This window comes from Rhizobium sp. BR 249 (genome assembly GCF_047445895.1).
GTDB lineage: Bacteria > Pseudomonadota > Alphaproteobacteria > Rhizobiales > Rhizobiaceae > Rhizobium.
On sequence record NZ_JARWKX010000007.1, the window covers coordinates 41915 to 60783 of the forward strand.

The 18869-nt window shown below is 61.9% G+C and carries 22 protein-coding genes; 11 read left to right on the top strand and 11 right to left on the bottom strand.

Going from position 1 to position 18869, the window contains the following annotated elements; all coding sequences use genetic code 11:
* Positions 1–50: 50 nt before the first annotated feature.
* The 4 genes from QD408_RS08665 to QD408_RS08680 all read right to left on the bottom strand — a co-directional run bounded on the left by QD408_RS08665 (position 51) and on the right by QD408_RS08680 (position 2028).
* Entirely contained in the window at positions 51–821 is a 771-nt protein-coding gene (locus QD408_RS08665; protein WP_414139030.1) for a DsbA family protein, read from the bottom strand.
* A gap of 156 nt (positions 822–977) precedes the next feature.
* Positions 978–1247: a type II toxin-antitoxin system RelE family toxin gene (locus QD408_RS08670; protein ID WP_088680733.1), complete on the bottom strand. Its 270-nt coding sequence runs from the start codon at positions 1245–1247 to the stop codon at positions 978–980.
* A complete protein-coding gene (locus QD408_RS08675) occupies positions 1231–1455 on the bottom strand; it encodes a DUF6290 family protein (protein WP_088680732.1) in 225 nt (74 codons plus the stop codon). Before QD408_RS08675 ends, QD408_RS08670 begins: the two co-directional genes overlap by 17 nt.
* Before the next feature lie 78 nt (positions 1456–1533).
* Entirely contained in the window at positions 1534–2028 is a 495-nt protein-coding gene (locus QD408_RS08680) for a DUF721 domain-containing protein (RefSeq protein WP_088680731.1), read from the bottom strand.
* 96 nt (positions 2029–2124) lie between these two features.
* Here QD408_RS08680 and mutY point away from each other — a divergent pair, with 96 nt between their 5' ends.
* The 3 genes from mutY to QD408_RS08695 are packed head-to-tail and all read left to right on the top strand — an operon-like array spanning position 2125 to position 4204.
* Complete coding sequence (mutY, locus tag QD408_RS08685; RefSeq protein WP_414139031.1) at positions 2125–3216, top strand: A/G-specific adenine glycosylase; 1092 nt, start codon at positions 2125–2127, stop codon at positions 3214–3216.
* Between the two features lie 2 nt (positions 3217–3218).
* A complete protein-coding gene (locus tag QD408_RS08690; RefSeq protein ID WP_414139032.1) occupies positions 3219–3833 on the top strand; it encodes an HAD family hydrolase in 615 nt (204 codons plus the stop codon).
* A 5-nt stretch (positions 3834–3838) separates the two neighbouring features.
* Entirely contained in the window at positions 3839–4204 is a 366-nt protein-coding gene (locus QD408_RS08695; protein WP_414139033.1) for a nuclear transport factor 2 family protein, read from the top strand.
* 112 nt (positions 4205–4316) lie between these two features.
* On the opposite strand, the gene QD408_RS08700 is transcribed toward QD408_RS08695, so the two are convergent.
* From QD408_RS08700 to QD408_RS08710, 3 genes are all read right to left on the bottom strand, one after another.
* Complete coding sequence (locus QD408_RS08700) at positions 4317–5447, bottom strand: site-specific DNA-methyltransferase (protein ID WP_414139034.1); 1131 nt, start codon at positions 5445–5447, stop codon at positions 4317–4319.
* Between the two features lie 119 nt (positions 5448–5566).
* Positions 5567–5917 carry an antibiotic biosynthesis monooxygenase family protein gene (locus tag QD408_RS08705; RefSeq protein ID WP_414139035.1) on the bottom strand — a complete coding sequence of 117 codons (351 nt, stop codon included), beginning with the start codon at positions 5915–5917 and terminating at the stop codon, positions 5567–5569.
* Positions 5914–6243 (bottom strand): NIPSNAP family protein, encoded by a 330-nt coding sequence (locus QD408_RS08710; RefSeq protein ID WP_414139036.1) that lies wholly within the window; start codon positions 6241–6243, stop codon positions 5914–5916. The genes QD408_RS08705 and QD408_RS08710 overlap by 4 nt, the downstream gene beginning before the upstream one ends.
* 70 nt (positions 6244–6313) lie before the next feature.
* On the opposite strand from QD408_RS08710, the gene QD408_RS08715 reads away from it, so the two are divergent.
* On the top strand, positions 6314–7000 hold the full coding sequence (locus QD408_RS08715) for an ArsR/SmtB family transcription factor (protein WP_414139037.1): 687 nt from the start codon (positions 6314–6316) through the stop codon (positions 6998–7000).
* Here the strand turns inward: QD408_RS08715 and QD408_RS08720 are convergent.
* The 3 genes from QD408_RS08720 to QD408_RS08730 form a co-directional block, all read right to left on the bottom strand.
* A complete protein-coding gene (locus QD408_RS08720; protein ID WP_414139038.1) occupies positions 6997–7422 on the bottom strand; it encodes a DUF1284 domain-containing protein in 426 nt (141 codons plus the stop codon). The genes QD408_RS08715 and QD408_RS08720 overlap by 4 nt on opposite strands.
* Entirely contained in the window at positions 7419–8009 is a 591-nt protein-coding gene (locus tag QD408_RS08725) for a biotin transporter BioY (RefSeq protein ID WP_414139039.1), read from the bottom strand. The genes QD408_RS08720 and QD408_RS08725 overlap by 4 nt, the downstream gene beginning before the upstream one ends.
* A gap of 213 nt (positions 8010–8222) precedes the next feature.
* Complete coding sequence (locus QD408_RS08730) at positions 8223–8891, bottom strand: GntR family transcriptional regulator (RefSeq protein ID WP_414139040.1); 669 nt, start codon at positions 8889–8891, stop codon at positions 8223–8225.
* A gap of 188 nt (positions 8892–9079) precedes the next feature.
* Between QD408_RS08730 and QD408_RS08735 the strand changes: the two genes are divergently transcribed.
* The 3 genes from QD408_RS08735 (at position 9080) to QD408_RS08745 (ending at position 11560) form a co-directional block, all read left to right on the top strand.
* Complete coding sequence (locus QD408_RS08735; RefSeq protein ID WP_088680721.1) at positions 9080–9769, top strand: HAD family hydrolase; 690 nt, start codon at positions 9080–9082, stop codon at positions 9767–9769.
* Between the two features lie 226 nt (positions 9770–9995).
* Complete coding sequence (locus QD408_RS08740) at positions 9996–10295, top strand: helix-turn-helix domain-containing protein (RefSeq protein ID WP_414139041.1); 300 nt, start codon at positions 9996–9998, stop codon at positions 10293–10295.
* Entirely contained in the window at positions 10292–11560 is a 1269-nt protein-coding gene (locus QD408_RS08745; protein WP_088680720.1) for a type II toxin-antitoxin system HipA family toxin, read from the top strand. Before QD408_RS08740 ends, QD408_RS08745 begins: the two co-directional genes overlap by 4 nt.
* A gap of 59 nt (positions 11561–11619) precedes the next feature.
* On the opposite strand, the gene QD408_RS08750 is transcribed toward QD408_RS08745, so the two are convergent.
* On the bottom strand, positions 11620–12267 hold the full coding sequence (locus tag QD408_RS08750) for a hypothetical protein (RefSeq protein WP_190237372.1): 648 nt from the start codon (positions 12265–12267) through the stop codon (positions 11620–11622).
* Between the two features lie 261 nt (positions 12268–12528).
* Here QD408_RS08750 and thrC point away from each other — a divergent pair, with 261 nt between their 5' ends.
* Genes thrC through QD408_RS08770 form a run of 4 tightly spaced genes read left to right on the top strand, consistent with a single transcriptional unit; the run spans position 12529 to position 18808 of the window.
* Positions 12529–13953, top strand: a complete 1425-nt coding sequence (thrC, locus tag QD408_RS08755) for a threonine synthase (protein WP_190237371.1) — start codon at positions 12529–12531, stop codon at positions 13951–13953.
* Positions 13954–13956: 3 nt separating this feature from the next.
* Positions 13957–15255 (top strand): M16 family metallopeptidase, encoded by a 1299-nt coding sequence (locus tag QD408_RS08760; protein ID WP_088680717.1) that lies wholly within the window; start codon positions 13957–13959, stop codon positions 15253–15255.
* A 29-nt stretch (positions 15256–15284) separates the two neighbouring features.
* Positions 15285–15896 (top strand): GNAT family N-acetyltransferase, encoded by a 612-nt coding sequence (locus QD408_RS08765; protein WP_088680716.1) that lies wholly within the window; start codon positions 15285–15287, stop codon positions 15894–15896.
* Positions 15896–18808, top strand: a complete 2913-nt coding sequence (locus tag QD408_RS08770; RefSeq protein WP_088680715.1) for a sensor domain-containing phosphodiesterase — start codon at positions 15896–15898, stop codon at positions 18806–18808. Before QD408_RS08765 ends, QD408_RS08770 begins: the two co-directional genes overlap by 1 nt.
* The last annotated feature ends 61 nt before the right edge of the window (positions 18809–18869 follow it).

Sequence of the window (18869 nt, forward strand, 5' to 3'; positions counted from 1 at the left end):
AAACGGGCGCACGGCTTTCGCCGTCGCCCGTCATGTCGAAACGGTCCGCTTCAGATGAGGCTGTCGATGAGCGCCGACATGGTGTCAACCGGCATGTCTCCAGAGTAGCGCTTGCCATTGATGAGGAAAGTCGGCGTGGCGTTGACGCCGAAATCCTTGGAACCTCTTTCCCGCGTGGCGTTCACTTCATCCAGAAGCTTCTGGTTCGTCAAGCATTTCGTGAAGCTATCCTCAGTAAATCCGGCGAGCTTCGACATCTGCAGCAGTGCGGCGCGGCCATCGTCGGCGGCGGCCCATACCTGCTGCTGCTTGAACAGCATGGAAACCATCGGGAAATACTGCTCCGGCGTGCTCAACTGCTCGGGATTGGAAGCGCTGCAGCGGGCGAGCATGAAGGCGGCGGCCGCACGCGGGTCGAAGGGGAATTCACGAATGATGAACTGCACCTTGCCGCTGTCGACATATTTCTGCTTGATCGTGTCGAAAGTGGTGTTGTGGAAGTGAGCGCAATGCGGGCAAGTCATCGACATGTATTCGACGATCTTGACCGGGGCGTCGGCCTTACCCAGCGCCATTTCCGGCAGCGCACCCGGCTTCAGCACCTCAGCCATATCGACATCGCCATCCGGCTGCGGGATTTCGGTGCCCGAAGTGGCAGCCGTCTGGATGGTGTCGACATTGGTGCCGTCGGCCATGGTCTTGCCGGAGGACGAAGCATCGGCAGCGTCCTTGCTGTCATTGCAGGCGGCAAGCGCTGCGGCAGCTGCGGCGATGGCGATCCCACCCAGGAGGCGGCGTTTCGTCAGTTGCATTTCGGACATCTGCATGGGTTCCCCATAAGTAATGAGAGTGGCGGCATGACTGTGCGATATAACGGCTGGCGGCCGCCCACAAGCCACGGTTCGCCAACTTCCTTCAAAGAATTGTGACCTTGGGAAGACAACCAGACAAAATCACGATCGATCCGCTTGCGGATTTCATCGGTAGACATCGCGGCGGTTACCAATCCTCACGATGAAGATTCGCACAGCTCCATCGTCGATACTGGCGATTACCCGATAGTCCCCGACGCGATATTTCCAGAAATCACCGAGTTCAGACCCCTTAAGCGCCTCTCCGATGGACCTGGGGTCGTCCAGCTTTGCAACACGATCGTTGAGAAATCGGAGTATCCGGCGAACCGCCTCATGTCCAAGTTTCTCAAGCTCACGTTCGGCGGCTCGGTGAAACTCAATTTTCCATGCCATGACGCGCCATCAGTTCGGCCAGCGAGACAGTGTCACTCTCACCCCGACGAAGCTCTTCGAGCCTCTTTTCGGCGAGATAGATATCTTCGAGATCATCGAGATGTTCGAGAATGGCTTGACGCGCATAAAAGCTCTTACTACGACCTGTGCGCTTGGCAAGCTCATCGAGCCGTGCTTCGATTTCTGGCGGCAACCGCAAGGCCAGCATGATCTTCTCCTATTTGCTATACAAATATAGCACTCAGAAGCTTCGATCACCAGTGGCCCGCCGCAGGCAAATGAAACGCTAGCGTTGATTTCCCCGCTTCCCCATCACCGCAGTCCCCAAACGCTGGATCGCCTGCCGCAGCTTGTCGCCTTCGATGCCCTCCATCATACCCTCAAGCTTGCGGGCGGCCTCGCCTTTCAGCGGCGCGGGGGCGCGGGAGCGGCGCACGGCCTGGGAGACCGGCTTCTGGACGATGCGGATCTGGTGGACGGCGGCGAAGCCGAAGAAGCTGTTGATGCGCTGGATGAGCTCGCCCTGGGCATGGGTGAGGAAGAGAGCGCGCGCGCCTTCGCAGGCGATCGTCAGAACGCCGGGGCGGAAGCTGCCCTCATCGCCGCCGCGCGCCCAGGCGATCTTTTCCGGCCGGGTACAATCGGCGAAATCCTCGCCGGCGATTTCGCTCCACGAGCCGAGCAGCGCCGTGTTGATGCCGGCGCGGCGCGCAAGGACGGGATCGATCAGCCCGTTCGCCAGCTCGGAAATCTGCTTCACATCTTTGCGTGGATAACTCATCGAAACCTTCAGGCGCCGCCGCCAATTCGCACGACCGGCTTGATCCCGCGGCGTTGCTTCGCCAAGCATAGAGCCTTCCCCCCATTGCGGCAAATCATGACGACCAAGACACTCGACACGCCCTCGGCAAAGCCCCTCCTCGAATGGTACGACCGGCACCACCGCGACCTGCCCTGGCGCATCTCGCCCGGCATGGCGACCCGCGGCGTCAAGGCCGATCCCTATCACGTCTGGCTTTCGGAGGTGATGCTGCAACAGACGACCGTGCAGGCGGTGAAACCCTATTTCGCGCGTTTTCTCCAGCGCTGGCCCACGGTTATCGGTCTTGCCGAAGCCGAAAACGACGAGGTGATGGCCGCCTGGGCCGGGCTCGGCTATTACGCACGCGCCCGCAACCTGAAGAAATGCGCCGAGGCCGTAGCCCGTCAGCATGGCGGCGTCTTTCCCGACACCGAAGAAGGCCTCAAATCCCTGCCCGGCATCGGCGATTATACGGCAGCGGCCGTCGCGGCCATCGCCTTCAACCGGCAGGCGGCTGTCATGGACGGCAACGTCGAGCGGGTGATCTCCAGGCTTTATGCGATCACGACGGCGCTTCCAGCCGCCAAGCCGCTGATGAAGGAGAAGGTGGCGATGATGACGCCAGCCGATCGGCCCGGCGATTTTGCGCAGGCGATGATGGATCTCGGCGCCACGATCTGCACTCCGAAGCGGCCGGCCTGCTCGCTCTGTCCCTTCAGGGGATCGTGCGAAGCGCTCAGGCTTTCCGATCCCGAATTCTTTCCCGTCAAGGCGGCGAAGAAGGAGAAGCCGGTACGAAACGGGGCGGCCTTCATCGCGGTGACTGATGAGGGTGAGATCCTATTGCGGCGGCGCGGCGAAAGCGGCCTGCTCGGCGGCATGACCGAGGTGCCGACGACGGCTTGGACGGCGCGCATCGACGGCGAGACCTCGGCCTCAGCCGCTCCCTTCGACGCCGCCTGGCAGGCCTGCGGTACCGTCATCCACGTCTTCACCCATTTCGAGCTCAGGCTTTCGATCTACCGCACGGCGGTTGTGGCCAGGGTCGGCACGAATGACGGATGGTGGGAGCCGGTTACAAATCTTGAAGCCCAGGCCTTGCCGACCGTCATGAAAAAAGCGATCGCAGCGGCTATTCCTCTCGCGTTCAAAACATCCAAAGGATGACCATGACCACCGACATAAAGCATATCGTTTTCGATATCGGCAAAGTCCTTATTCATTACGATCCGCATCTTCCCTTCAGCCGCCTCATTCCTGATGAGACCGAGCGCAACTGGTTTTTCGCCAATATCTGCACCCACGATTGGAACGTCGAGCAAGACCGCGGCCGCACCTGGGCGGATGCCGAAGCGCTGCTGATCGCGGAGCACCCTGCCCGCGAGGAGCATATTCGCGCCTTCCGCAAATATTGGCACGAGATGGTGCCGCATGCCTATGACGACAGCGTCGCGATCATGGAAGGTCTGATCGCCGAAGGACGCGACGTGACGATGCTCACCAATTTCGCTTCCGACACTTTCCGCGAAGCGCAAGTGCGCTTTCCCTTCCTCAACCTGCCGCGCGGCGTCACCGTTTCCGGCGATGTCGGCCTGATCAAACCCGATATCGCGATCTACGAGATCCATACGAAAACGTTCGGCCTCGATCCGGCTGCGACGATCTTCATCGACGACGCGCCGGCCAATGTCGAAGGCGCCAAGGCCTTCGGCTGGAATGCGGTGCTGTTTTCAGGCGCGGAGAAACTGCGCAGCGATCTCGCCGCTTACGGCCTGACGGTCTGAGACCCATGGTCTTCGACCCGGCAGAGGAAATCGAACGCTTTCATGCCGCGATCAACGCCCTCGATTTTCCCGTTATCGAGGGCTACTTCGCCGAGGATGCGACCTATGTCTCGAACGGGGTCGGCAGCCTTGCCGGGCGGGCGGAGATCATGGCCGCCTTCCGGCGCTATTTCGACGACTATCCCGATCAGACGGCGGATAATTCGCTGGTGGAGCGGCTGACGCCGCTTTCCGGCCGCGCCGTCTGGTCGCTCCGCGCCACCCACAGCCAGACAGGCAAGCCGCTGGTACGCGAGGGCGAGGAGACCATCACCTTCGATGAAGACGGCCGCATCAGGCGCGTCGAGGTCACCGATTACAAGGATTTCTGAAACAGCACCTCAGAAATAGAAGACGCCCGGGGTTCAAGCCCCGGGCGCCTTGGCCTTCTCCCGCAACTGGAGGAAACCGGAAGAAGGTATCTCGATCCCGCGAAGGCGCTGCTCAATCCACCTTTGCCAGATCACTGCGGATGACGGACCTGAGATCGTCGATCGGGCGCAGGGACTGCCCGTCTTCGAAATGCCAGAAGGTCCATCCGTTGCAAGCATCGAGACCCTGCACCTTGGCGCCGAGACGATGAATGGAGCCGGCCTCGCCGCCGGAGGCCACTGTGCCGTCAGCGCGGACGATGGCGCTGTAGCGGCGCTTCGCATCGGTCAGCACCTGGCCGGGCTTGATCAGCCCGCTTTCGACAAGCACGTTGAAGGCGACGCGGACCTCAGCCTTCTTGCCGGTCATAACGGTCAGTTCCGCCTTGCCGAGCGGCTCGACGGCAGCGATGCGGGCCGAGGCCGCATCGATATAATCCTGCTCGCGCTCGATGCCGACGAAGTGGCGGCCGAGGCGTTTGGCGACGGCGCCCGTCGTTCCCGAGCCGAAGAAGGGATCGAGCACGATATCGCCCGGCTTGGTCGAGGCCATGATGACGCGGGCAAGCAGCGCTTCCGGCTTCTGCGTCGGATGCACCTTCTTGCCGTCCTCGCCCTTCAGACGCTCCGTACCGTTGCAGATCGGGAAGAGCCAGTCGGAGCGCATCTGCACATCGTCATTGGCAGCCTTCATCGCATCGTAGTTGAAGGTATAGCCCTTGGCCTTGGCATTCGGGCTTGCCCAGATCATCGTCTCGTGGGCGTTCTGGAAACGGCGGCCCTTGAAATTCGGCATCGGGTTGGTCTTGCGCCAGATGATGTCGTTCAAGATCCAGAAATTCAGATCCTGCAGCGTGGCGCCGACACGGAAGATATTATGATAGGAGCCGATCACCCAGATCGAGCCAGTCGGCTTCAGAACGCGGCGGCAGGCCAGCAGCCAGGCGCGGGTGAAGGCGTCATAGGCCTCGAAGGAGGCGAACTGATCCCATTCGTCATCGACCGCATCGACCAGCGACTGGTCGGGACGATGCAGCGTTCCGCCGAGCTGGAGATTATAAGGCGGGTCGGCGAAGATCACGTCGACGGAGTGGTTGGGCAAGGCTTCAAGGGCGCTGACGCAGTCGCCCTTGATGATCGTGTCAACCCAGGAGTCCGCCTTGACGGAAGCCTTGAGGTCGGCAAGCGGAAAAACTGATGCCATTCTGATACTCACTCATACGCTCTACGCTTAACTCTCCGTTATGGTTACGCAACTTAGTTACCAAAGCCTGAAGCGGTGGCCGATTTCGGGATTTTATTGTGGCGGCCACCCTCCCATCCTCACGCTGCATCGTGAACCTTGCGGCTGTCGGCCGGTGCCTCGTGGCGTTCGAACATGCCGTAATCGCGCACGACATTGGCGATCCGCAGACGGTAATCGGCGAAGATGCCGCCGCGGCCGGCCTGCTGGGCGGCCCGATGGGCTTCACGGTTGCGCCATTCCTTGACCGCCTCCTCGTCGCGGAAGAAGGAGAGCGACAGCAGCTTGCCGCGGTTCGTCAGGCTCTCGAAACGCTCGATCGAGATGAAGCCGTCGATCTTTTCGAGCTCGGCGCGCAGTTCGCCCGCCAGATCCAGATATTTGTGGCGTTCCCCCATATAGGGCACGACTTCGAAGATGACGGCGATCATGACAGCACCAGCTTGGCGTGAGGAGCGGAGACGTTCTTCAGGAAGATGCGGTCCTCCTTCAGGATGAAGCGCTCGCGTCTGGAAAATTCGTAATTCTCGCGGCCGAGAGGGTCGGCGGCGAGTCGGGTGCGGTAGGCCTCGTAGGCAGCCAGGCTTTCGATGTTGTAAACGCCGTAGGCCGTCGTTGCCGATCCCTCATGCGGGCCGAAATAGCCGATCAGGTCGGCGCCGTTGCGAGGGATCGCCTGGCCCCAGTTGCGGGCATATTCCGCGAAGGCCTCCTTCTTGAAGGGATCGATCTCATATCGGATGAAGCAGGTGATCATCGGTTTCTCCTTTGCGCTCCATCCGTTTTCGCACATTGCCTGACGGCGATGCTTCGGTTACGATCGAAGTATGAAAGAAGGACCTGACATTGCGCAGATCGGCGCGCTCATCGGCGATCCCGCCCGCGCCAACATGCTGGCGGCGCTGACCGGCGGCCGGGCGCTGACGGCGACCGAGCTTGCCGGCGTCGGCGGCATCACCGTGCAGACGGCGAGCACGCATCTTGCCAAGCTCGAAGCCGGCGGGCTGCTTTCCCAGCGCAAACAAGGGCGGCATCGGTATTTCACGCTTGCCGACGAGGCGGCCGCGCGGCTGATCGAAAGCATGATGGGCTTTGCGGCCGGACGCGGCCATCTGCGTCACCGACCGGGACCGAAGGAGCCGGCGCTGCGCAAGGCGCGCATCTGCTACGATCATCTTGCCGGCGATTACGGCGTGCGCATGCTCGACAGCCTCATTTCCTCCGGATCGATCGACGCTATCGGAGAGGGCCTCGCGCTGACGGAAAAGGGCGAAAGCGACCTCAAATGCATCGGCGTCGACGTCGGCGCGCTCAAATCGTCGCGGCGGCCACTCTGCCGCTCCTGCCTCGACTGGAGCGAAAGGCGGGCACATCTTGCCGGCAGCCTCGGCAAGGCCTTGCTTTCAAGCTTCCTCGACAAAGGCTGGGCGCGGCGGACGGCCGAAAGCCGCTCCATCATCTTCTCCCCGGAAGGCGACAGGCAGTTTTTGAGGCTATTTCCGCTGGAAAGCTAACAAGGCGCAACGAGCACGTCTCGGAAGCCGCCGCCGGCGACGTCGCTGCAAAATTCGCTCCATTCGCAGCCTTCGCAGGCGCCGCGGATGTCTTCCATGGCGAAGCGCAGGCGAAGGCGGCGCAAAAGCTTTTCGTCAGGCGAAATCCGCGTCCCCTGCCCTACGGCGATGCGAAGCAGGCGGCCGATGGCTTCGGCCGCAGCCTCATCCCGGCGTGCGGGACCGGGACTGCGACAATGGGCCGACGGATCTTCCAGAAGCGGCGCGCAGATATCGTCGGGGCCGGAGACGATTTCGATCTCCTCTCCGGCCGAAAGACGCGCGGCGATGCGATGGTAATTGGCGATGAAGGCAGGTGTATAGCCTTCACCGACAAAGGTCAGCATGCAGAGCAGATGGTGGGCGCGAAGCCGGACGGTCAATCGAGCCGCGTCCGGCCGCCATAGATGCGTATGCCCTTCAGCACTGCGGCGGCGAGAGCGGATTTCAGCACGGCGCCGAGGATGAAGGGAGCGACGCCGAGAGCCCATGCCTTTTCCGTGCCGAGCAGAGAGGCAAGGTAGAGGCCGCCCATGGCAAGGCAAAGAAGATTGGCTGAAAAATGCGCCAGGAAGCTCGCCACCACCCGGTCTCCTGTCCAGCCGCGCTCGGAAAGCCAGCCGACGAGAGCGGCGATGACCGGGAAGGAGGCAAGGTAGCCCGCAGTCGGACCGGCGAAGGGCGCCAGGCCGCCGCTGCCGTTGGCGAGAACGGGCAAACCGAACATGGCTTCGCCGAGCCAGGCAAGCACGGTCAGCGCGCCCAAACGCCAGCCGTAAAGCGCGCCGATCATGGTGACGGCGAAGGTCTGCATGGTGATGGGAACCGGCACCATCGGCACGGCGATCTGCGAGGCGAGCGCCAGCACGAACGTGCCTGAGAGGACGAAAGCCGCCTTCATCGGCAGCGACCGACTGGAAAGACGGAGAGGGTCGAAGATGAGGCTGTGGGAAGGTTCAGACATGGACATGAGGCTTTCCTCTCAAATTATAGATAATTTTTCATATCATCTATTTTATGGGAAAGATTCTTCGCAAGCGCAAGCCCGAGAGGCAGGCCCTCAGCAATTTTTGACGCCAAATCGACATCAACCAGCCCGAGTCCGCGGGCATAACTTGCCCTTAAAGCATTGTTTTACATTCTATATTTTTATCTTCAAAAATTATCTATAATTTTTTGAAATTCAGCCGACGATAGCGAAGGCTTCTCCGTCACCACCCTTTTGAGCGGCGCGCGGAGCCTGACCGATCCATTGCACGTGTTTCTGCAGGATGGCGGCAGCCTCTTCCGCCTTGCCCTGGCGAAGGGCGGCGAGGATGGCACGATGGTCGTGGTCCGTCCGCCTCTCCCAGCCTGAACGCCAGGCGGAAAAGAGGAAACGGGCGCTCGCCGCATGCAGGTCGTCGATGGCGGCGAGCAGGCGCGGCATGGCGCAAGGGGAAAGGATCAGCCGATGGAAGCGGCGGTTGGCTTCTTCCCAGGCATGGACGTCGGCGGCGGCATCGCCGTCGCGCGTCGCCGCTTCTGCGGCATCGAGGATGGCGGGGGTCATGTGCCGGACGGCGTGCTTCAACGCCAGCACTTCGAGAGCGGCGCGCATTTCGGCGACTTCACGCACTTCGGCGAGATCGAAGGAGGCAACGCGCACGCCGCGGCGCGGCTCGCTGATCGCCAGCCCCTGCGCCTCCAGCCGGCGGAAGGCTTCCCGTACCGGCACGTGACTGGTCTGGAACTCCTCGGCGATATGATCCTGCCGCAGACGCGCGCCCGGCGGCAGCTCGCCGCGCACGATGCGCTCCGCGAGCACCCGGCTGATGCGGCTTGCGATTGTATCTTCCGGTTCCCTAGCCATGTACGTTCAGTAGCGAGCGGGTCGCTGCTTGTCGAGGCCGGAATGGCGGTCCAATTCTGCAGCGGCGACGGAGCCGATCGCCTGCCGCATCCCAGCCATGCCGGAGATCAGGTTGAGCTTTGGGCGGCCATCGTGTAAAGCCGCAGCATTCCCGGACAAGGCCCAGACTTCCAGCAAGGCGTGAACATATGAACGGTTTCGACCTCATCATCTTCGACTGTGACGGCGTTCTGGTCGATTCGGAAATCATCGCGGCGGAAGTCGAATCCGAACTTCTGACGGAGGCCGGCTATCCGATCGGCGCCGAAGAAATGGGCGAGCGCTTCGCCGGCATGACTTGGCACAACATCCTGCTCCAGATCGAGCGCGAGGCAAGCATCCCGCTTTCGGCCTCGCTGCTGGACAAGTCGGAAAAGCTGCTAGATGCCAGGCTGGCGCATGACGTCAAGGCCATACCCGGCGTCGAATTCGCCATCTCCCGGCTGCCGATGAAGCGCTGCATCTGCTCGAATTCGAGCACGAAACGGCTCGATATGATGCTGACCAAGGTGGGCCTCAAGGCGCTGTTTGCGCCCAATATTTTCTCCGCCAAAGATCTCGGCCCCGATCGCGTCAAGCCGAAACCCGACATCTTCCTGCATGGCGCAAGCCATATGGGGGTCTCGCCCGACAAGACCGTCGTGGTCGAAGATTCCGTGCACGGCGTACATGCGGCGCGCGCCGCCGGCATGCGCGTCATCGGCTTCACCGGCGCCTCGCACAGCTATCCCGCCCATGCCGACAAATTGACCGATGCCGGCGCCGAGACGGTGATTTCCCGCATGAACGACCTGCCGGGCGTCGTTGCCGCCCTCGCGGCCTGGGAAGGCGTGCTCTGACGCACCTTACAGCCTGAGCCCGCGTCGCGGGGCATGACGTACTGTGGTCTCCTGTCGTCGGCAAAATGCGCCATCTGGCTGATTTTACGCAATTCCTGTGAATTGATTTGGCGCATTCCCGTCCGGAGCCGCTGCTCGGTTTCGAGCCACCTGATTCCCTCATTGAAATCTCGTATAATTGCCATTATATTAGCAATTAAGCTCAAAAATCGAGATAAATGCTACCATGTTCGCATTTAGTATGGCATCTCCCGCCGAGGTGATCAGCGACCTGTCGGAAAAGATGAAGCGACGTCGCATCGATGCCGGCCTCACTCAAAGAGATCTGGCCGCAAGGGCTGGCGTTTCCTATGGATCTCTACGATTGTTCGAAGAGACGGGAAAGATTTCCCTGGAAGCTCTTGTGAAGATTGCATTCGTTCTGGAAGCGGAAGCCGAGTTCGGACACTTGTTTCCGCCTCGCCCACCCAAGACGATCGACGATGTCGTTGGCCGACCCGTCCGGCAGAGGGTGCGCAAGAAATGAAATTCAAGCCGGTCCGAAAAATGAGCGTCGTTCTCGATCTCGAGGGAAAGCCGAGAAATCTGGGAACCCTTGCATGGAGCAGCGACGAACGTCGGGCCTATTTCGAGTACTCGGCGGAATTCATCGTCGCGCCCCTGCCGATGTCCCCCTTCAACGTCAAAACAAATCCTGGCCTGATTGCAGCGCCGCGCGATCCGTTCGATGGGCTCCATGGTTTGTTCAACGACAGCCTGCCCGACGGATGGGGGCGGCTCCTGCTTGACCGCCGTCTTCAACGGGCGGGCATAGACCACAATCTCCTCACTCCGCTGGATCGCCTTTCTGCGATCGGGAAGACGGGAATGGGCGCGCTGGCCTATATTCCGGAACTCACCAACGATGAAACGAAGCTTGCCGGCGACATCGATTTGGATTGGTTCGTCGAGCAGGTCGATCTGGTCAAATCCGAGATGGATATCGCCGACATCGACACCCTGCAAGGCGCACAGGGCGGCTCTGCGGGCGCGCGTCCCAAAATCATGATCGGCTTCAGCAAGGCCCAAAATACATTCGTTCTGGACTATGGCCAGGCCATGGAGCCTGGTTTCGAGCAGTGGATGATAAAGGCGCGCGGACTTGGCGACCCCGTCGACATAGGGGCCGAGGAGCAGGCCTATGCCCTGATGGCGCGCGCCGCAGGATTGGATATGGCCGAGACACGGCTATTCGACACAAAGAAGGGAAACCGTCTCTTCGCCACCAAGCGATTTGACCGAACGCCGGCCGGCCGGCTGCATATGCATACTGCCAGCGGCATCCTCAATGCCAGCCATCGCGAGGCGTCGTTGAACTACGGACAGCTCCACAAGCTGACGCTCATGATGACCCGTGACAGTTCCGAAGTTCTCAGGATGTTTCGGCGCATGGTCTTCAACGTCTATTCTCGCAACCGAGACGACCATGCGAAGAACCACGCCTTCCTCATGACGGGAGATGGGCGATGGACGCTTTCTCCCGCTTACGACCTTACCTTCTCTTCCGGGCCGGGAGGGGAACACAGCGCAGATGTGGCAGGCGAAGGAAGAGAGCCCGGCATGCAGCACCTGCTGACCATCTCCAGGGAGGCGTCGATCCCTGATCCGGACGCTAAGGATATCATCGATGAGGTTCGGACATCGATCGAGCAGTGGCCACTCTTTGCTGAGAAAGCAGGGCTGTCCAAATCCCGCACAAACGAACTCGACCGGAGGCTGAACCAGGGGCGCCCAGGCACTGCATCACAGTGAACCTCCCGCGTCAAAGCGCAGGTGGCCGGCACTATCCAACAGCGAAGCTTGCTGGAGGTTTAGCTGCTCTTCTTGCTCTTGGCCGGCTGCGTGTCGAAGCCGATGTTGACGCGCACCAGCGCGCCGGAGCCGACCGGCAGCTTGATGCCGTCCTTGCGGAAGATGACCTGCGTGCCCGGCGAGCCCTGCGGGATCTCGGTCGGGAACTTGGTGACTTCGGAATAGAGCACCGTGTCGCCGTCGACGACGGAGATGCGGACCGGCAGCGTCACCGGGCCAGGCGCGCCGGCCGGGCCGGTGATGAGGCGAAGCTGAGCGACGACAGTCATCGTCAGGTTCGTGTCGTTCAGCATGCATTGGCGCGTGTAATCGCCGAAGGAGGCCTGGAAGACGATCTGCTGCGGATCATCCTTCTTGCCCTTGGCATAGGTGCGGAAGATGGCATCCTGGTCACGCATGAAGATCTGCGGGCAGGCGCCCTGGACGACCGGGGCAGTCGCGCCTTGCGCCGTGGTGGCCGTACCGATCGAAGGATTGTTCGACGACGGGTTGGCCGGCGCCAACGGCATGATCTGGGCGTTGCCGTTCGGCTGGGCCGGCGCCGGTTCCGGCTTGCTGTCCCCGCCTATGCCGAGCGAGTTGCAACCAGCGAGCAGGGCAAGAAAAGAAGCGGAGACGATGAGACGCGAGACCTTGCCAAGCACGATATTCCACCCTTTGCACTGGTTTCTTGGAGGCCCCATGTCTTTTTCGCAGGGCCTTTCATGACAGTTTGCGATGGTCTATATCAGCGGCGCAAAGAAAAATCGATTGGGTAAGCACCGTTTTGATGCACTTTTCGACGCCGGCCGCGGGCAACTTCAACAACATACCTGCGACGTGCGTCTCGAAGGCGGCCCCTTCCCGATTTCCTGTAGACCCCGGCCATGGTCGCTCCCGGCCGAATTTCTTCCAGCGATAGATCAAGGATAACAAACGTGGACTATATCTCGACCCGCGGCGAGGCCCCTTCCCTCGGCTTTTGCGACGCCCTGCTGACAGGGCTGGCGCGCGACGGCGGGCTCTATGTTCCACGCAAATGGCCGAGCTTCTCCAAGAAGGAAATCCGCGTCCTGCGGGGGAAGACCTATCAGGAGATCGCCTTCACCATCCTTTCGCCCTTCACCAATGGCGAAATCCCCGATGAAACCTTCCGGGCAATGATCGACGAGGCCTACGGCACCTTCCGCCATCCGGCGATCGCGCCGCTCGTCCAGACCGGGCCGAACAGCTTCGTCATGGAACTCTTCCACGGCACGACGCTCGCCTTCAAGGACGTGGCGATGCAGCTGCTCGCGCGGCTGATGGATTATGCTTTGGAAAAGCGCGGCGAGCGGGCGACGATCGTCGGCGCAACCTCGGGCGACACCGGGGGCGCGGCCATCGACGCATTCGCCGGACGCGAGCGCACCGACATCTTCATCCTCTTCCCGCACGGCAAGGTCTCGCCGGTGCAGCAGCGGCAGATGACGACCTCAACGTCCTCGAATGTGCATGCGCTTGCCGTCGAGGGCAATTTCGACGATTGCCAGAACCTGGTGAAGGCGATGTTCAACGACGCGACCTTCCGCGACAAGGTCCGTCTCTCCGGCGTCAACTCGATCAACTGGGCGCGCATCATGGCCCAGATCGTCTATTATTTCACAACGGCGGTAGCGCTCGGCGGACCGGACCGGAAGATCTCGTTCACGGTGCCCACAGGCAACTTCGGCGACATCTTCGCCGGTTACTGCGCCAAGCGCATGGGCCTGCCGATCGACCGGCTCGTCATCGCCACCAACGAGAACGACATCCTGACGCGGACGCTGAAGACCGGCCGCTACGACATGAAGGCGGTCAAGGCGACGACGTCGCCCTCGATGGACATCCAGATTTCGTCCAACTTCGAACGGCTGCTTTTCGAAGCCTATGACCGCGACGCCTCGAAGGTGCGCGCGGCGATGGAGAGCCTCAAGCAATCGGGCGGCTTCGAGATCGCCCCCGAGGCGCTGAAAGCCATCCGCCGCGACTTCCGCGCCGGGCGCGCCAGCGAAAAGCAGGTGGCCGAAACGATCCGCAAGACCCATGCCGAGACCGGCTATCTCCTCGATCCGCATTCGGCCATCGGCGTTTTCGTCGCGGCCAAGAAAGAAAAGCCGAATACGCCGATGGTGACGCTTTCGACCGCGCATCCGGCGAAATTCCCCGTCGCCGTAAAATCCGCCTCCGGTATTGACCCGGCGCTTCCGACGTGGCTTGCTGGTCTGATGCATAGGGAGGAGCGTTTCCAGATCATCAAGCCGGAGCTGAAAGCCGTAGAAACCTTTATCGGCCAGCACGCCCGCGGCGAGACGAAGGCAGGCGCAGAAAGATAGCCAATGACAGTTGAGTGCACCCGGCTGAAATCCGGGCTGACAGTAGTCACCGAGACCATGCCGCACCTTGAAAGCGTCGCGCTCGGAGTCTGGATCAAATCAGGATCGCGTAACGAGACGCATGACGAGCACGGCATCGCCCACCTGCTCGAACATATGGCCTTCAAAGGTACGGCGCGGCGCACGGCCCGCCAGATCGCCGAGGAAATCGAGGACGTGGGTGGCGAAGTCAATGCCGCGACATCGACCGAAACGACTTCCTATTACGCGCGCGTCCTCAAGGACCACGTGCCGCTCGCCGTCGACATCCTCGCCGACATCCTGACGGAATCGGCTTTCGAGGAGGAAGAACTGGAGCGCGAGAAGCAGGTGATCCTGCAGGAGATCAACGCCGCCAACGACACGCCCGACGACGTGGTGTTCGATCGCTTCTCCGAGGTCGCCTACCGCGACCAGACGCTCGGCCGGCCGATTCTCGGCACGCCGGAGACCGTCGTCTCCTTCACGCCGCAGCAGATCCGCACCTATCTCGGCCGCAACTATACGACCGACCGCATGTTCGTGGTCGCGACCGGCGCCGTCGAGCATGAGGAATTCCTCCGCCTCGTCGAAGACCGGTTCGCCAGCCTGCCGACCGAGCCGTTAGCTCCGCCCGTCATGGAAGCGGCGCGTTATATCGGCGGCAGCGTGCGCGAGCCGCGCGACCTGATGGACGCGCAGATCCTGCTCGGCTTCGAGGGCAAGCCTTATCACGCCCGCGATTTCTACTGCTCTCAGATCCTCGCCAACATCCTCGGCGGCGGCATGTCTTCCAGGCTCTTCCAGGAGGTGCGTGAGTTCCGCGGCCTCTGTTATTCCGTCTATGCGTTCCACTGGGGCTTTTCCGACACCGGCATCTTCGGCATCCATGCCGCGACCGGCGGCGAAAACCTGCCGGAGCTGGTGCCCGTCATCATCGATGAGCTGCACAAGTCAGCCGATCAGATCCATCAGAAGGAAATCGAGCGCGCCCGCGCCCAGATTCGCGCCCAGCTGCTGATGGGCCAGGAAAGCCCGGCCGCCCGCGCCGGCCAGATCGCCCGGCAGATGATGCTCTACGGCCGGCCGATCTCCAATCCGGAGATGATGGAACGGCTGGAAGGCATCACCATCGAGCGGCTGACCGATCTCGCCGGCCGCCTGTTCTACGACACGGTGCCGACGCTCTCGGCGATCGGGCCGCTGGAACAGCTCGCGCCGATGGAAGACATCAAAGCATCGCTTTCGGTCCCGGCGCCGAAGACGATGCAGGCAAGCCTCTGAGCCGCCGTCCGTTCTGCCGGGAGTGATCGATGCCAAAATCGGTTTTTCGGTTCCTGTCGCGGCAGCCGGAAGCGGTGGAGCTGGAGAACGACCGGTATCTGCTGCGCCTGCCGCGCTACCAGGATTTCAATCAGTGGCACCGGCTGCGCGCCGAGAGCCGCAAGTTCCTGGAACCCTGGGAGCCGACATGGCGACGCGACGAGTTGACGGAAGGCGCCTACCGCGCCCGCGTCATCCGCGGAAAGCAGGAATATGCCTCCGGCCAGGCGATCCCGCTGTTCATCTTCCTCAAGGACAATATGACGCTCGTCGGCGGCATCACCATCGGCTACATCAGGCGTGGTGCGGCCCAAAGCTGCATGATCGGCTACTGGATGGGCGAGCGACATGCCGGCCAGGGGCACATGTTCGCAGCCCTTCAAATGGTTATTCCTTACATCTTCACCGGGCTTGAGTTGCACCGTATCGAAGCAGCCTGTATTCCAGATAACGCGCGCAGTATCCGCCTGCTTGAAAAAGCCGGGTTTCAGCAGGAAGGCTATCTGCGCGGATATTTGAAGATCAACGGTCAGTGGCACGACCATGTGATGTTTTCACGTCTCGCCACCGATACGGATAAAGGCAGGAAAACCGACAGCTGATGACCAGAGACCGCATGCTGCCCAAGTCACCGTCCGGACGAGTGATCGCGGTGATCGCAGCCCTTTTCGTGGCGGCCTTCGCCTTTGCGGCGGGCGTTGCCCAGGCGGCCGAACCGGTAAAGATTTCCCGTGACGATACCGCACTCGACCTGACTGCGACGACCGAGATCTATGCCAATCAGGGCGAGGCCTTTCAGGTTTCGACGGCTGCCGGCGCCGACGGCATCCGCCGGCGCATCGAGGTCCGGGCAAGCTCGGAGAACCATCAGGGCGACTGGGCGGTCTTCGCGCTTGCCAATGTCTCGGAGGAACAGCTCGAGCGCGTGATCGTCGCGCCGCACTTCCGTCTCGTCAATTCCAAGCTCTTCTGGCCGGATCTCGGTTCGCAGCGCATCATGGCGATCACGCCGAGCGAAGGTTTCGCGCTCGACCGGCAGCCGAGCGACGAGGCCGACGTCTTCCGCATCACGCTCAACCCCGGCGCCGTCATCACCTTCGTCGCCGAGCTGTCGACGCCGGAACTGCCGCAGATCTATCTCTGGGAGCCGAACGCCTACAAGGATACGATCAACGCCTTTACGCTCTATCGCGGCATCGTGCTCGGCATTGCCGGCCTGCTCGCCGTGTTCCTGACCATCCTCTTCGTCGTCAAGGGCACCTCGATGCTGCCGGCAACGGCAGCACTTGCCTGGGCGGTGCTCGGCTATATCTGCGTCGACTTCGGCTTTCTCGGCAAGCTGATCAGCGTCGCTTCGGCCGACCAGCGAATATGGCGCGCCTGCGCGGAGGTGGCGCTGGCTTCGAGTTTCGTCATCTTCCTGTTCACCTATCTGAACCTCAACCGCTGGCATGCGCATCTGGGTTACGCCACACTTGCCTGGGTGCTCGGTCTTGCCCTGCTCTTCGGCGTGGCGATCTACGATCCGTCGATCGCAGCCGGTATCGCCAGGCTTTCCTTCGCGCTGACGGCGGCGACCGGCCTGCTGCTGATCATCTATCTCGGCTTCAACCGCTATGACCGCGCCATTCTGCTCGTGCCCGCATGGGCGCTGACGCTCGTCTGGCTGTTCGGCGCGTGGCTGACGGTGACCGGCCGGCTTGACAACGACATCATCCAGCCGGCGCTCGGCGGCGGCCTCGTCCTCATCGTGCTTTTGATCGGCTTCACCGTCATGCAGCACGCTTTTGCCGGCGGCGCCTTCCAGCAGGGGCTGTTTTCCGATCTCGAACGGCAGTCGCTGGCACTCACCGGCTCCGGCGACATGGTGTGGGATTGGGATGTGGCGCGCGACCGCGTCGTCACCATTCCCGACGTCTCGATCAAGCTCGGTCTTTCCCCCGGCACCATGCATGGGGCGGCGCGCAACTGGCTGCCGCGGCTGCACCCCGACGACCGCGACCGCTTCCGCGCGACACTCGACGTACTGCTCGAACACCGGCGCGGGCGGCTGAACCACGAGTTCCGCATCCGTGCCGAGGATGGCCATTTCCACTGGCTGCTGATCCGCGCCCGGCCGGTGCTCGGCTCGAACGGCGAAATCATCCGCTGCGTCGGCACGATCGTCGATGTGACCGAGCAGAAGAACTCCGTCGAGCGGCTGCTGCACGATGCGCTGCACGACAATCTCACCGGCCTGCCGAACCGGCAGGTTTTCCTCGATCGCCTGCAATCGGTGCTGGCGCTCGCGCCGGGCGGGGAAACGCTGCGGCCGACGGTGATGGTGATCGATATCGACCGCTACAAGCTGGTCAACGATTCGCTCGGCGTCGCCGCCGGCGACAATATCCTCATCGCGCTGACGCGGCGCCTGCGCCGGCTCTTGAAGCCGCAGGACACGCTGGCGCGGCTTGCCGGCGACCAGTTCGGCCTCATTCTCGTTTCCGAGCACAATCCGACCAAGGTCGCCGATTTCGCCGACGCGATCAGCAAGGCGATCATGGTGCCGATCAATTTCTCCAATCGTGAGATCATCCTGACGGCCTCGATCGGGTTGGCCTCCTGGGTGGACCGGCAGGAGAGCGCCAGCGGCCTGCTCAGCGATGCCGAGCTTGCCATGTACCGGGCAAAACGGGCCGGCGGCAACCGCGTCGAGCCGTTCCAGCCTGCCTTCCGCGATTTCGGCACCGACCGCCTGCAGCTCGAAACGGACCTGCGCCGCGCCATCGAGCGCAAGGAATTGTCGATGGTCTACCAGCCGATCGCGCGGCTGGAGGATGCCGAGCTCGCCGGTTTCGAAGCGCTGATGCGCTGGGAACATCCCAAGCGCGGTAATATCCTGCCGTCCGAATTCATTCCGATCGCCGAGGCTTCCGACATCATCGGGGCGCTCGGCATATTCGCGCTGGAGCAGGCGACCAACGATCTGATGAGCTGGCAACAGCAGACCGGCGAGCTGCCGATCTTCGTCTCGATCAATCTGTCGAGCGTACAGTTGCTGAACAACGAGCTCTATGACGACGTGCGCTCGGTTCTCGCCAAGACACATTGCGAACCCTCGCGTCTCAAGCTCGAACTGACGGAATCCATGGTGATGGAAAATCCGGAGCAGGCGCGGCTCGTGCTGCAGAAGCTGAAGGAAGCCGGCATCGGCCTGGCGCTCGACGATTTCGGCACCGGCTATTCGTCACTCGCCTATCTCACGCGCTTTCCCTTCGACACGATCAAGCTCGACAAGGCGCTCGTGCGCGGCAGCAACGATAAGAAGGCGACCGTGCTCAGATCGGTCATATCAATGGCGCGCGAGCTTGAGATGAAGGTGGTGGCGGAGGGGATCGAATCCGACGAGGACGCGATCGAACTCGCCAAGATGGGCTGCAATTACGGGCAGAGCTATCATTTGGGGCAGCCGGCGAATTCGGAAGCGGTCCTGCGGCTGCTCCGGGAGCGATTTCCGCTGACGAAGCGGGCCTGACCGGAGCGGCGGCTTCACTTGGTTTCGGCGCGGCCCGGCGCGCCCTCCTCCCCATTAATGG